This window comes from Succiniclasticum ruminis DSM 9236, from assembly GCF_900112895.1.
GTDB classification, from domain to species: domain Bacteria; phylum Bacillota; class Negativicutes; order Acidaminococcales; family Acidaminococcaceae; genus Succiniclasticum; species Succiniclasticum ruminis.
The window spans coordinates 1-14,076 of sequence record NZ_FONL01000006.1; the positions used below are offsets into that span (position 1 = coordinate 1).

Genomic DNA, 14,076 nt, shown 5'->3' on the forward strand with positions numbered 1-14,076 from the left:
ACCCCAAGATGAGATCTCTCATGGCGTAAGCCAGTAAGACGCCTTGAAGAAGACAAGGTTGATAGGCCGGGAGTGTAAGTGCAGCAATGTATTGAGCGGACCGGTACTAATCCGTCGAGGGCTTGATTTAAAGAATGTAAGTGAGGACGAGTTAGTTTGTAAGTAGTTTCTTCTGTAAAGTTTTGAAGGTCTGAGAAGACGTTCGATCCGGTGACGATGGCTGAGAGGTCCCACCTGTTCCCATCCCGAACACAGCAGTTAAGCTCTCACGCGTCGAAAGTACTTGGCTGGAAGCGGCCCGGGAGGATAGATTGTTGCCGGTTATAAGGAAGCCCCCGCACATTGCGTGCGGGGGCTTTTTCTGTACTTGGGATGTTATTCATTTTTTCGAAAGATTTATGTTTCCGCAGCTGCTGCAGTGAGAACATTTTCCACTGCAGCAGTTACATCCGGTTGAGCCACCATTGGCGGGATCCTGTTTCAACGCGCCGTACACTTTTTTCAGGAGCTTGGAAAAGGTGTAGGCAAATGCAAAAGCGATGGCGATAAAGAGAAGAGAAGATGCAAGATTCATAACTCACTCCTCACGCATGCGCGCTTTCCTGTGGTTTTACGTAAGGTTTGGCCGGCCTGAAGATGAAGTACAGCGCAACTGCTACCAGGAACAGCGCGATGCCCTGCATGAGTCCGAAGGGTACGTCGCCGATATACCAGCTGCCCAGATTATAGAATACGAAAGCCAGCGAATACCCCAGGATGGCCTGGAACACTATTGCAAACAAGCCCCATTTACGGCTGCCCATTTCACGGTAGGTGGTAGCCATAGCCACCAGACAGGGCGGATCGAACAAATTCAGGATCATGTAAGAGAACGCAGCCATGGGCGGCATGAGTTTGGACAGTGATTCCATAACCTGTGCTTCCTCTGCGTCTTCCGCGGCGCCCGCCAGCATGGCCAGTACGCCTACGGCGTCTTCTTTGGCCAGGAAGGCGGCGATGGACGCTACCGTTGCTTTCCAGTCACCCAAGCCGATGGGGGCGAAAATCCAGGAAATGCTGTTGCCTACAACGCCCAGCATGGACTCCTCCATTTCCTCCACCATTTCAAAGCTGAAGTTATAGGTCTGCATGAACCACAGCAGTACGCAAATCGGGAAAATAATCATGCCGGCTTTGATGATAAAACCACGGGCCCGTTCCCACATGTGGATCAGCACGCCCTTAATAGAAGGCATGTGGTAAGCGGGGAGTTCCATGACGAAAGGCGCCGGTTCTCCGGCAAACCAGTAGGTCTTTTTCAGGGCAATGCCGGCCAGCACGATGATGGCCAGTCCCATGAAATACATACCGGGAGCCATGAATACGGAATTGGGGAAGAATACGGCGGTGATCATGCCGATGATTTCCGCTTTGGCACCGCAGGGAATAAAGGTGGCCAGGAGAATGGTCATGCGGCGGTCCCGTTCTTCTTCAATGGTGCGGGCTGCCATGATAGCGGGCACGCCACAGCCCATGCCGATGAGCACGGGGATAAAAGATTTGCCGGACAGGCCGAACTGTCGGAAGATACGGTCCATGATGAAAGCAACACGGGCCATGTATCCGGAGTCTTCCAGTAAGGACATAAAGAAGAAAATCAGCAGAATCTGGGGAACGAAGCCCAGTACGGTGCCAACGCCGCCGATGATACCGTCAACCACCAGACCGCTGAGCCATTCCGGCGCCGCTATGGATTCCAACATGCCGTTGGCTGCGTCGGTGACGATTTCACCGAAAAATACGTCATTGGTCCAGTCCGTCATCCAGCCGCCAACAGTGGTGATGGAAATATAATACATCAGTGTCATGATAGCGAAGAAAATGGGCAGGCCCAGGAAGCGGTTTGTCACCACCTGGTCGATTTTGTCGGACATGGTCAGCGCATGCTTCGGACGGTTTTTAGTGATGCAGGCATCAATAATGCTGCCGATATATTCATACCGCTGGTTGGTGATGATGCTTTCTGCGTCGTCGTCCATTTCCGCTTCGCAGTCTTTGATGTGTTCTTCCAGATGGGCGGTGAGGCCGGCCGGAAGCTTCAGATCTTCCAGCACCTGCTCGTCACGTTCGAACAGTTTGATGGCAAACCAGCGCAGGGTGTTTTTGTCCACTTTATCGCTGATGCTTTCTTCGATGTGGGCCAGGGCGTGTTCCACGCTGCCCCGGAACACGTGGGGCAGTTCCGGCGCTTTGAATACCTGATGATTCTCCGCTACCTTTACCGCTGCTTCAGCAACGTCAAGGCAGCCTTTGCCTTCCAGGGCGCTGATGGGATAGACCGGGGCGCCGATTTCCGCAGACAGCTTCTGCAGGTTGATGGTATCACCGTTCTTGTTGACCAGATCCATCATGTTGATGGCGATGACCACGGGCAGACCTACTTCTATCAACTGGGTGGTGAGGTACAGGTTGCGTTCCAGATTGGTGCCGTCGATGATGTTCAGGATTACGTCGGGCTTTTCGTTGATCAGGTATTTACGGGTAACGGTTTCTTCCAACGTGTAAGGGGAAAGGGAATAGATACCGGGTAAATCCTGAATGATGACATTGTCGTGGCCTTTCAGCCGGCCTTCTTTTTTCTCAACCGTAACGCCGGGCCAGTTGCCAACGTACTGGGAACTGCCGGTGAGTTCATTGAACAGGGTGGTCTTGCCACAGTTGGGGTTGCCTGCTAATGCGATTTTGATATCCATTTCGTTTCTCCTTACTGTACTTCGATGCTTTCTGCTTCGCTCTTGCGAATGGAAAGTTCATAGCCCCGCACGTTCAACTCCATGGGATCTCCCAGGGGGGCAATCTTTACGACCTTGATTTCCACGCCTTTGGTGATGCCCATGTCCATAATGCGACGGCGCAGTTTGCCTGTGCCGTTCAGTTTGGTAACGGTGCAGACACCGCCTACCGGAATTTCATTTAACGTCATTTGGAATCTCCTCTCTCTGCATAATTTATAGTTTAAAATTTATAATAAACGAAATCATAAAAGTCAAGGCGTTGCACTGGTTTATTAGTCCAGGCGAATGCATCCGTGACGCCTCAATGTATGTCAGTACATGATCCTCCGTGCCATGGATTCGTCCAGTGCCACGCGGGAATCGCGTACCTGCAGGATCATGTTTCCGCCCATACGGGTGACGACGGTGATCTTGCTGCCGACGGTGAAGCCCATTTCCGCCAGGTGCAGGCGGGTGGCATCGTTGCCGGTGATTTTTTTGATTTCCAAAACTTCGCCTTCCTGAGCGGTGGGAAGTGGTAACATGGTGAGAGCCTCCTCGTATAATTACGAATGAGTTAGAGATTGCTAACCACATATCATACTAAATCCTGCATTTTGAAGCATTTAAGATGCTTGCAAATTTAGAATAATCCCTCAGAAGAGATGTTAAAAATAATGAACGATTTGCAAACAAAATTAGCTAATGCTAACTCATAGGTAAAATATTTGCCCCGGCCTAACTGACGGGGAGAACAATCCGTTAGCCGAGACTAACCAAATATTACACCAACTGAAGAAGTTTGTCAAGGCTAACTGAGATGCGGCTTGAAAATTAAAATAGTTCTTGACATAGAGTTAACTTTAGCAGGTATAATAAACGTAAAAATAGGAAACTCTGCGAAGCCTGTTTATAAAACAGATTACGCATGTGGACAAGACATGCAGAAAATGAAAAAAGAATAGATAGAAAAACAAACATATGAACAGAGTTTTTGAAAAGGGAGGAAGCATCATGGAAAAATCAAAGGTGTTTTTTACGGATTTCCGGGTACAGGTGGGCGTAAGCCTGCTGCAGAAACTGAAAACACTCTGCCTTGTGGCAGGTATTAAGAAGATTGATATGGAAGGCAAGTTTGTCGCTATCAAAATGCATTTCGGCGAACTGGGCAATATGGCGTTCCTGCGTCCCCAGTACGCGAAGGTGGTTGCCGATCTGGTAAAGGAACAGGGCGGGATTCCCTTCCTGACAGACTGCAATACTCTCTATCCCGGCAGCCGCCGGCATGCGCCGGAGCATATGGACTGCGCGAACCTGAACGGTTTCAATCCCACCACAACCGGCTGCCAGATTATTATTGCTGACGGTCTGCGGGGCACGGACGAAACAGAGGTTCCGGTTAAGAACGGTGTGTACGTGGAAAAAGCGAAAATCGGACGCGCTATCATGGATGCGGACGTGTTTATCAGTCTGGCCCATTTTAAAGGACATGAAATGACGGGGTTCGGCGGGGCGCTGAAGAATATCGGCATGGGCAGCGGCAGCCGGGCCGGTAAAATGGAACAGCATTCTTCCGGGAAATGCGTCGTGGATGAAGCTTTGTGCCGGGGCTGCCGCCGCTGCGCCAAGGAATGCGGCTCCAATGCTATCACCTATGAAAACAACAAGGCCCATATCGACAAGAATATCTGCAAGGGCTGCGGCCGCTGCATCGGCGCCTGCACCTTCAACGCCATTAGCAACGACGAATGGGACGCCGGCGACAAACTGGACTGCAAAATGGCAGAATATGCCCAGGCCGTGTGCCAGGACCGTCCCTGCTTCCATATCAATCTGGCCATGGATATTTCCCCCAACTGCGACTGTCATGGCGATAACGACGCAGCGATTCTGCCCAACATCGGCATGTTCGCGTCCTTTGACCCGGTAGCTTTGGACCAGGCCTGCGTGGATGCCTGCCAGAAAGCGGCGCCCATGCCTAACAGCCAGCTCAGCGACAATCTGGCGAAACCGGACTGGAAGCACTATCACGATCACTTCATGGACAGCAATCCTCATGTGCATTGGAAAGAAACCTTGGAACACGCGGAAAAAATTGGCATGGGGACAAGGGAATACGAACTGATTAAAGTGAAATAAACCGCCTTTTTGATAATGACAGAGGTTGACGGAGTTTTTACGTAACAAGTAACTGTTACACAGAGGCAATAGTCTATAATAATTATAAGTTTGCTGTAACGTTCTTTTATAACGAAACGGTCCCGATATCCATTATAGTATCGGGACCGTTAGTTTTTTATAACGTCATAAGATTGAGAAGAAAACCCAGATAACGGTTTTATTTGATATAGTCTTTTTCATATTGCGCGAGAGTGCCGTTGCCTTTTAATTCTGCCAGCCAGAAGTTCACAAAATTCAGGAAATCTTGGTCTCCTTTCTGCATCAGCACACCAAAGGTGTTTTTGGTGAACGGATCTTTCAGCAGCGGTGCAGCCAGCTTGTCATTGACTGCGGCGTAATGAGCAGCTTCTGTTGTTTCCGTTACCATAACATCAGCTTTTCCTTCTGCAATCAGCCCGGGGATTTCGGCATTTTGCGGATGCATCACCAACGTTGCGTTTGCCAGGCTGGCTTTCGCAAATTTTTCATTGGTGCCGCCGGGGTTATACATTACTTTTACGCCAGGCTTATTAATATCTGCCAGAGATTTGAATTTCCCTGCGTCAGCTTTGCGTACCAGTATTGTTTTACCGAACTGCAGGTAGCCATCGGACATGTTCATGACTTTTTCACGGGCAAAGGTGCGCGTGATACCGCATAGGGCAACATCAAACTTCCCGTCTATCGTGTCCTGGGTAAGTGTTTTCCAGGTGGTCGGGATGTAAACCGCTTTAACGCCCAGTGCGGCGGCCAGGTTTTCTGCCAGTTGGTAATCAAAGCCTTCATACTGTCCGGTGTCCTTATTTAAATAGGACATAGGTTTATAATCTCCGGTAGTTCCAACCAGCAGAGTGCCTCGGCTGGCTATGGCCTCCAGTTTTCCGGCTGCCAGCGCAGAGCAGGAAATCAGGAGCATTGTCAGGGTCAATAATAGGTAACCAAGTTTTTTCATAAGATACCTCCTTCATAAATCATCAAAATCCGGAATCCTAAATAATGAACACTGTCGAAACAGGTTTCATTACAATGAGGCGTCCCTTTCAATTTATTCTAAACAACATTTCTGAAGAATTCAAGAAAAAGGATGTTATTTTTTGTTTTTTTAAATAAAGTTTTTGTAATAAATGAGACAAAGAAATAACGGTTTTCCGAGCGTATGACTGACATCTTCAGGCTTGTATTCAGTTTTATGAATGCTCTGTAAAAACTTACCATAGGAACTTGATTTTTCATTACTTTTCTGCCATGCTATAAGTACAGTTCAGATAATACTGTTGAAAGCAAGCTGTTTTATGATAAATGTAAAGACAGGAAAGGAAATACTAATATGCTGACAGTGTATTGTTATAGTAAATGTTCAACCTGCAAAAAGGCACTGAAATGGCTTGATGAAAAGAAAATTGAACATGAAGTCATTGATATTAAGGAAGACCATCCGGACGAAGGTACGCTACGGAAATATTATGCGGTCAGCGGATTGCCTCTAAAACGCTTTTTTAATACCAGCGGTATGCAATACCGTAACATGGATTTGTCGAAAAAGCTGCCGGACATGAGTGAAGACGATCAGCTCCGCCTTCTGGCAAGTGACGGGATGCTGGTAAAGCGTCCGCTTCTTGTGGGAAAAGATTTTGTGCTGGCTGGCTTCAAACAGGCAGAATGGGAAGAAAAGCTGATGTAAAATAATTATGGGATTTGGGGGGATAGTTGTGCGTTATTACACGGTTTTGCTGAAAGGTGAAGAAAGAGTGGCTGCCAGTCGGGACGGAAAAGAATTGTTTATATTAGAAGGTTTTGCGGACATGAATGAGCTGATGACGACCGGAGGCATTGGGGATTTTCCGGAAGGTGCGCAAAAGATTTCTGTCACTGACGTAAAGTTGCTTTCACCTATACCACGCCCGCAGCAGGATGTGCTCTGTCTGGGCATTAATTACACGGCTCACGCAGAGGAAGCGGAACGCTTTTCCAAAGAAAGCTTCGGCGGGGAACGCCCGTATCCCATTTTCTTTTCCAAACGGGTATGTTATTCCCAGGGAACAGATGCGCTCATCCCCGCTTACACAGGGTTGGTGGATTCACTGGATTACGAGTGCGAGCTGGGCGTTGTAATCGGCAAAGACGCAAAGAATGTGAAACGGGAAGACGTGCCGGACTATATTTTCGGTTACACCATTGTCAATGATGTAAGCGCCCGGAATTTGCAGACAAGGCATAAGCAGTGGTACTTCGGTAAGAGCCTGGACGGCTTTACGCCTATGGGTCCCTGCATTGTTTCTGCGGATGAGTTCGCGTTTCCGCCAAAACAGAGAATTGCCTGCCGGGTAAACGGAGACGTGCGGCAGAATTCCAGCACAGCTAACCTGATTACCGGCATCACGGATATTATCGTCATGCTGAGCGAAGGCATGACCCTGAAAGCCGGAACGGTTATTGCCACCGGTACTCCGGCGGGGGTGGGCATGGGCATGAAGCCGCCCACGTTCCTAAAGCCGGGCGATGTGGTGGAGTGTGAAATTGAAGGCATCGGTGTACTTCGGAATTATATTGAAGGTTAATCAGCGGTTATCTTAAGGAACCGTTTAGTTATCGTCTCCATGAGAACGCTGCCGGTTATCCTGGTTCAGGATAGAAGATTATGCAACAGTCAGTTCATCAGCGCTGGATCATGCATGTAGATATGGATGCGTTTTATGCATCAGTAGAAATATTGGATAATCCCGAATTGAAAGGGCTTCCGGTTATAGTGGGGGGACATTCTGTCCGGGGCGTGGTTTCCACCTGCTCTTATGAGGCCCGTAAATTCGGCGTCCATTCCGCCATGCCACTGTTTGAGGCGAAACGGTTGTGCCCCCAGGGAGTTTTTGTTCCGGTGCGTATGGACCGCTATGTCGAAATGTCGTCGAAAATCATGGGGATTTTTCGGGAAACATCGCCGTTGGTGGAGCAACTTTCAATAGATGAAGCCTTTTTGGATTTAACCGGAATGGAGCGGCTCGGCGGTGCGGAAACCATCGCCCATAAGGTACAGGATCGGATACAGGAAGAACTAAAACTCAGCGCATCTGTAGGCCTGGCCCCCAATAAATTCCTGGCCAAGCTTGCCTCGGATATGCGCAAACCTCACGGCTTTGTAAGAATTACACCGGAAGAATCTGCCGGATTACTGGCTCCTCTTCCTGTGACGAAGGTTTTCGGCATCGGTCACAGCGCCGAAGAGAAACTGAAGCAATTTGGCATTGAAACAATCGGACAGCTGGCTGTATCGGAGATTGGATTGTTGCGCAGGGTGTTCGGCGTTAATGCGGAACAGGTGAAACGGCTGGCCCGCGGTCTGGATGACAGGCCTGTTGTCAGCGAAGAAGAGGCAAAATCTGTCGGCAGGGAAACCACTTTTGACTGGGATTTGACGGATATGGATTGCTGCAGGGATGCAGTACTGGATCTGTGTGGTCAGGTGGGCTGGCGGCTGCGCCGGGAACATCTGGCAGGGCACACGGTAACATTAAAAGTAAAGTTTTCGGATTTTCGTATGATTTCCCGCAGCTCCACCGGTGACAGGCTGGTTGCCTGGGATGAAGACATTTTCTTTTTGGCAGAGCAGATGCTGCGGAAGATTAATGTAAAGCCGGGTGTGCGTCTGTTAGGCGTTTCGGTGAGCAGCCTGTTCCGTCCGGAGGACGAACCGGTTCTGGGTTTTGAGGACAATGAGCGGATGCAGAAACGCAACCAGGCCATCGATGCCCTGAAAAACAAATTCGGGGAGAACATCGTAAAGCGTGGCATTGCGGGTAAGAAAAAATAGGGTTTTACTAACATATAAGTTCAAAAATTAATGGGGACCGCGTATGAAACAGAGCAAAAGCTTTTATAGATTTCTTGTGGCGGTTTTGCTGGCGCTGGCATTTGGCCTGTTGGCTCTTGTATTCGGCATGTTTCTCCTTGGTTGCGGTAACGGAGTGGTAAAAACAGGTTCCGGCAAGACAACGGAGAGTTATATCGCCTTTACGAAAACAGATGCCTTTAACCTCCGGCAGGTGATTACGGCAGACAGTTCCGTGTCACGCACGGTAATGTGGCAATCGAATGCAGAAGAGAAGGATGCCTTTGTGGAGTACCGTATGATAAAAGCGGAAAACGCAGCCATACAGACGCAAAAGGAACACATCAACGATAAATTTACCGACAACGGAAAAACCACCTATGTTCATACGGTGACCCTGAAAAGTTTAAAGCCCGGAATGGAATATGAATACCGTCTGGGGTTCGGCAACAGGCGCAGTCAATGGTACAGGCTGAATACGGCACAGGCTTACAGCAGTTATAAGGCGTTGATTTTTCCGGACAGCCAGAGCGCTAAGTATAAAGCCTGGGAAAACGTGGCCATGCCGGCCTGGCAGCGTAACAGGGACGCTCAGTTTTTCATCACCATGGGAGACCTGGTGGATAATGGAGAACACGCCTACCAATGGAATGAATGGTTTACCCGCATCGGGCCCATGATTACCAGGATTCCTGCAGCGACTGTTTTAGGCAATCACGAAACCTACACCATGGACTGGAAGGTGCGGGTGCCGCAGGCATATCTGCACTATTTCCAGCTGCCGGAGGGAACACCGGAATCCTATAAGAACCAGTTTTATTCTTTTGATTACGGCGATGTGCATTATGTTGTGCTGAATACCCAGATGCGGGAAATGGAAGAGTTTTATCCCAATCTGTTGCGGGACCAGTTGGCCTGGTTCAAAACGGATATGGAAAAGTCAAAGAAAAAATGGAATGTAGTGCTGATGCATAAAGACGTACTGCGATATGGTTTCCTGACCCGCAAAACTCCAAGAGAGGAAGGCTTTTCCGAAGAAGGAAAAACCTTTATGCCATTGTTTGACAAATATAAGGTGGACGTGGTATTGACCGCCCACCTGCATACCTACCGGAACCGGGGACATATTTATGATTTTAAGCGGGACGTGAAGGGGCCGGTGTACATCCTTACGGGGGTTGCGGGGGATGTACGGTACCCGAATCTGTGGAAGCGTCATTCGCTGGACGTTGCCATAGCGCCCCAGCCGGAAACAAATAACTATATGGTGCTGGAAGCTTCCACCGACAGGTTGCGTTTCAGCTGCTATCTGCCGGACGGGAAGAAGATTGACGAGGCGGAATTGAAAAAATGAGAAACGGAAAATATGACGGATTATTTCCTGTTACCGTGAAGAAGACCGGCACGGAGGTGTAACTTGAAACTGGATATCAGGCGCAAAGTTTTGTTATTGGTGCTTTCCGGCAGTCTTCTGACCTTTTTGCTGGTTACAGTTTTTTTATCTTTCGGACTGTATCATGCAAGGGCAACATTTGACAAAAAGAATGAAGAACTGGGCGAAGAGGTTGCCGGATACGCGGAAGATCTGGTAGAAACGCAGATTAAAAAACGCATGGAAGAGGTTACCCGTTTTCGGGCGCAGCACATTGAACACGGGCTCATGGGAACTGCCGCAAACGTACAATATCTTGCCGGAACTATGAATGCTTTTTTGAAGAATGACGTACAATCCGCCGGGGATTCTCTTCCCAATGCATTATATACCGAAGTTCCTGTCGGCAAACCTTTTATTCATTACAGCCCGGCTCTGGTAAAGCAGGGGATTTCACCGGCGTTGCAGAGAGAAATCAACCTGACTTCCGGAATTGCCGGCTCGTTGCTGCGTATGAATAATTATTGCGATTTTTATCCGAATGTCTTTCTGGCTTCCAAAAACGGATATTCGATCCGGGTACAGCAGAAAGAGCCGGTGGAAAAAATATCGTTTCTTTGTACAGAGCCGCTCCGGCATACCTACGATGCCCGGGAATGGGATTGGTATAAGCAGGGTAAAGACGCCTCCGGTCCAGTTTTTTCGGACAGCTATAATGACTCTGGGACAGGAGAAATCTGCGTTTCCTGTGTGGTTCCCTATTTTGGCCCGGAGGGATTCGCCGGTGTGCTCGGCATTGACTGCAGTATCCAAGATTTGTATGGAGACATCAGGGAAACTGCAATTAGCAGTACGGAACAATCTTTTGTACTGGGGAAAAAAGGAGAGATTATCATTTCTTCAAAAACTGACGGAATTCTGTCAGCTTCCATTGACCGTCAGGATTTGCGAAACTCGGCAGAGAGCAGTATCGCTAGTGAAGCGGCTAACATGATAGCAGGGAAAGCAGATATGAAGCCGGTTACGGTTGACGGAAAAGAGTACTACCTGGCGTATGCGCCAATCCGATCCGTGGGCTGGAGCTTTGGCACATTAATCGCAAAGGAAGAAACACTGCTGCCGGCCACAAAAGCCCAGAGCGACGTGCGAGGCTGGATGGAAGATTTTAGAAAAACCATGCGGGGACAGTTTGTTTTTTGGGCAGCTGTGCTGGCTGTTGCCATGGCTTTGCTGTTGGCCGGGTTGATCCTATTCAGCACATGGTCGGCGAAACGGTTTGTAAAGCCAATTCTGGACCTGGAAGATGGCGTAAAACAGATAGCCCATGGAAATCTGGATAAAACGCTGTCCCTGCAAACCGGTGATGAGATTGAACGTCTGGCGGACAGCGTAAACAACATGACCGCTGACCTGAAAACATATATTGCGGATCTCTCCAGAGCCACAGCGGAAAACGAACGTATCGTTACAGAATTGTCGGTTGCCCGGAACATCCAGGAGGGGATGCTGCCCAAAACCTTCCCTGCATTTCCGGATATAAAGGAATTTGATATTTACGCATCAATGCAGGCGGCTAAACACGTAGGTGGCGACTTTTACGATTTCTATCTGGTGGATGAAGACCATCTGGCCGTGACCATTGGGGATGTGTCCGGAAAAGGGGTGCCCGCTGCGCTGTTCATGGTCGTTGCCAAGACCGTGCTGCAAAACAACATGCTTCTTTTGAAAAAAGCGGAGGCGCTGGGTGAAGTGATGGCCCGGGCCAACGACCGGATCTGCCGGGATAACGAAGAAGATATGTTTGTAACCGTGTTCATGGGGTTGCTGGATATCCGGAGCGGTGAGTTCTGCTATGTGAATGCAGGACATAACCGTCCGCTGCTGCGTTGCGGCACAGACCGATTTGCCTGGCTGCCCAAGGCGGATACCTGTATGATAGGCATAATGGAAGGCCTGGAGTTCCCGGTCCGGAAGCTGCAGCTGAACCCGGGTGACTGCCTGTTCTTATATACCGACGGCGTGACGGAAGCCATGGATCCGGAAGGCAACCTGTTTACAGACGGAAAACTGAAAGACCTGCTGGGGACAGTTCCCGGGGAGATGGAGACAAAAGACATCCTGACCCTGGTTTCCCAGGCGGTGAAAGCCCATGCGGAAGAAGCGGAACAGTCTGACGACGTGACCATGCTGGGACTTTTGTACAGGGGACAGGAAAAACAATGATTCCGGATGCAAGTGTTTGAAAAATATGTTAAAATATTATGATAGGCTTTATAAATGAGATACGTATTCAACACCCGGTCAGACCGGGCGACTAAAAATGAGGGGATGAATTCAAATGGCATTGACAATTACTTCTGTTACGGAAGGAACTACGGTTACACTCACGATTGCCGGCAGGTTAAGCGCGCTGGAAACGGCTGAGTTTGACGCTGCGCTTACCGAAAAGACGCAGGGGATGAAACAGGCGCTGCTGGATTTTTCCAATGTGGAATACATTGCGTCGGCAGGCTTGCGTGCCCTGTTCAGGGCGAATAAAAATATGGTCCGGCAGGGTGGCGAAATGAAGCTGCTGTATCCCTCCGAAGAAGTGGCGGAGGTTTTGCAGGCTACCCGGTTTGACAACCTGATAAAAATCGTCTGGCGGGAGGCGGAAGATAACTTTTCCCGGTTGTATCCCCTCCGTCCCATCCAGCGTTGGCTGGTGGACACCCATTTTATGAAAGCAAAGTCCACCATGATGAATACAGGCGCCCTGGTCCGGCTGGATCCGGCTGTTGATATGGAGAGGCTGGCGGCGGCTTTAAATGATGTGCTTGCGTCGTATGATATTTTCCGCTGCCGTCTGGTGATCCACCCGGAAACGGGGGATATCTGCCAGCGTTTTGACGGAGAAATTACCAAGGTTGTGGTGGAGACCCTCTCGGACGAAGCGTTTGAACAGCGGAAGCAGGAGATTAAGCAACCGTATGACCTGATTGACCATCCTCTGTACAGGATTTACCTTATGGTCACATCCACGGCAAAGTATTTGTATGCGGATTTTTATCATGCCATTATGGACGGCACTTCGATTGCCCTGCTGTTCTACCGGGAATTGGATAAACGGTACGTTCATCCCGAACGGGGCGGTAAGGCCGGGCGTCAGCCTGCCAGTTATGCCGAATATATCCGGGAGGAAGCGAATATTCCTCAGGCGGAACTGCAGGCGGGGCATGACTACTGGACCCAAATGCTGGCGGGTTTTGACGAAAACCGGCATCTGCCTCCTGCGGATATAGACGGGGCAAGCAATACGCCGGAGCACGAAATAGAAGTTCCGCTCCCGGTGATAGAAAAAGACTTTTTCAAAGAGAAGGAGTTTAACGAGAATACATTTTTCCTGGGAGCCTCGTTGCTGGCCCTGGCCAAATCCTCGGGAAGCCGGGAAGCCATTATGAGCTGGGTACATACCGGCCGGGTGACGATGGCGGAAAAGCGCCTCATGGGCCTGATGCTGGACCAGTTCCCCATCCGCTGGGATTTTAACGAAGATATTACGGCAGACGCGTTCCTGCGGGGGCTGGAAGCCAGGGTCAACGAAAGCATGCAGTACCGCAAGAGCCTGGACATGGTTTACCTGAACGGGATGGAAGATGAGTGCGCAACCTTTATTCTGCAAAAAGGAATGATGGGGCGCAAGGGCATAGTAAAAATAGGCGGCACAGATGGCGTTATGGTGGATATGCCCGCCAATGAAATCTCGGCGGCGGAAAATACGCTGGACATTGAAATGGACGCCCATGATGATGGAACATTCTCCCTGGTGCTGGATTATGACAACAATCGGTACAGCGAGGCAGCCATGCAACGGTTTGCAACGATTATGAAAGAGATGGTCGTCACCCTGCAGGACGGGGACCATGTGGTAACGGAACTGCTGAAATAGGCAGGCTTTCCGGCATGGGTAACGATATAAGAAAGGGTTT

At 49.5% G+C, this 14,076-nt stretch carries 12 protein-coding genes and 2 rRNA genes; 9 read left to right on the top strand and 5 right to left on the bottom strand.

Annotated elements, in window-relative coordinates:
* Together BM159_RS05715 and rrf are read left to right on the top strand one after the other, a co-directional pair.
* Positions 1 to 130, top strand: a 23S ribosomal RNA gene (locus tag BM159_RS05715); the annotation flags it as partial.
* Between the two features lie 76 nt (positions 131 to 206).
* Positions 207 to 323 (top strand): 5S ribosomal RNA (gene rrf / locus BM159_RS05720).
* 56 nt (positions 324 to 379) lie between these two features.
* Here rrf and BM159_RS05725 read toward each other — a convergent pair.
* The 4 genes from BM159_RS05725 to BM159_RS05740 all read right to left on the bottom strand — a co-directional run bounded on the left by BM159_RS05725 (position 380) and on the right by BM159_RS05740 (position 3,298).
* Positions 380 to 574 carry a hypothetical protein gene (locus BM159_RS05725; RefSeq protein WP_093913303.1) on the bottom strand — a complete coding sequence of 65 codons (195 nt, stop codon included), beginning with the start codon at positions 572 to 574 and terminating at the stop codon, positions 380 to 382.
* Between the two features lie 10 nt (positions 575 to 584).
* A complete protein-coding gene (gene feoB / locus BM159_RS05730) occupies positions 585 to 2,732 on the bottom strand; it encodes a ferrous iron transport protein B (RefSeq protein WP_093913304.1) in 2,148 nt (715 codons plus the stop codon).
* An 11-nt stretch (positions 2,733 to 2,743) separates the two neighbouring features.
* Positions 2,744 to 2,962 (bottom strand): FeoA family protein, encoded by a 219-nt coding sequence (locus BM159_RS05735; protein ID WP_093730161.1) that lies wholly within the window; start codon positions 2,960 to 2,962, stop codon positions 2,744 to 2,746.
* Positions 2,963 to 3,085: 123 nt separating this feature from the next.
* Complete coding sequence (locus BM159_RS05740) at positions 3,086 to 3,298, bottom strand: FeoA family protein (protein ID WP_093913305.1); 213 nt, start codon at positions 3,296 to 3,298, stop codon at positions 3,086 to 3,088.
* 469 nt (positions 3,299 to 3,767) lie between these two features.
* On the opposite strand from BM159_RS05740, the gene BM159_RS05745 reads away from it, so the two are divergent.
* Positions 3,768 to 4,892: a DUF362 domain-containing protein gene (locus BM159_RS05745; protein WP_177205937.1), complete on the top strand. Its 1,125-nt coding sequence runs from the start codon at positions 3,768 to 3,770 to the stop codon at positions 4,890 to 4,892.
* A gap of 199 nt (positions 4,893 to 5,091) precedes the next feature.
* Here the strand turns inward: BM159_RS05745 and BM159_RS05750 are convergent, their stop codons facing one another.
* Positions 5,092 to 5,865 carry a transporter substrate-binding domain-containing protein gene (locus tag BM159_RS05750; protein WP_093913306.1) on the bottom strand — a complete coding sequence of 258 codons (774 nt, stop codon included), beginning with the start codon at positions 5,863 to 5,865 and terminating at the stop codon, positions 5,092 to 5,094.
* 375 nt (positions 5,866 to 6,240) lie between these two features.
* On the opposite strand from BM159_RS05750, the gene BM159_RS05760 reads away from it, so the two are divergent.
* From BM159_RS05760 to BM159_RS05785, 6 genes are all read left to right on the top strand, one after another.
* Complete coding sequence (locus BM159_RS05760) at positions 6,241 to 6,594, top strand: arsenate reductase family protein (protein WP_177205938.1); 354 nt, start codon at positions 6,241 to 6,243, stop codon at positions 6,592 to 6,594.
* Between the two features lie 28 nt (positions 6,595 to 6,622).
* Positions 6,623 to 7,471, top strand: coding sequence for a fumarylacetoacetate hydrolase family protein (locus BM159_RS05765; protein WP_245763655.1), 849 nt, complete (start codon positions 6,623 to 6,625; stop codon positions 7,469 to 7,471).
* Between the two features lie 80 nt (positions 7,472 to 7,551).
* Positions 7,552 to 8,718: a DNA polymerase IV gene (locus BM159_RS05770; RefSeq protein ID WP_093913309.1), complete on the top strand. Its 1,167-nt coding sequence runs from the start codon at positions 7,552 to 7,554 to the stop codon at positions 8,716 to 8,718.
* Between the two features lie 43 nt (positions 8,719 to 8,761).
* Complete coding sequence (locus BM159_RS05775; RefSeq protein ID WP_093913310.1) at positions 8,762 to 10,090, top strand: purple acid phosphatase family protein; 1,329 nt, start codon at positions 8,762 to 8,764, stop codon at positions 10,088 to 10,090.
* A 63-nt stretch (positions 10,091 to 10,153) separates the two neighbouring features.
* Complete coding sequence (locus BM159_RS05780; RefSeq protein ID WP_093913311.1) at positions 10,154 to 12,331, top strand: SpoIIE family protein phosphatase; 2,178 nt, start codon at positions 10,154 to 10,156, stop codon at positions 12,329 to 12,331.
* A 115-nt stretch (positions 12,332 to 12,446) separates the two neighbouring features.
* On the top strand, positions 12,447 to 14,036 hold the full coding sequence (locus BM159_RS05785; protein ID WP_093913312.1) for an anti-sigma factor antagonist: 1,590 nt from the start codon (positions 12,447 to 12,449) through the stop codon (positions 14,034 to 14,036).
* Positions 14,037 to 14,076 lie beyond the last annotated feature (40 nt).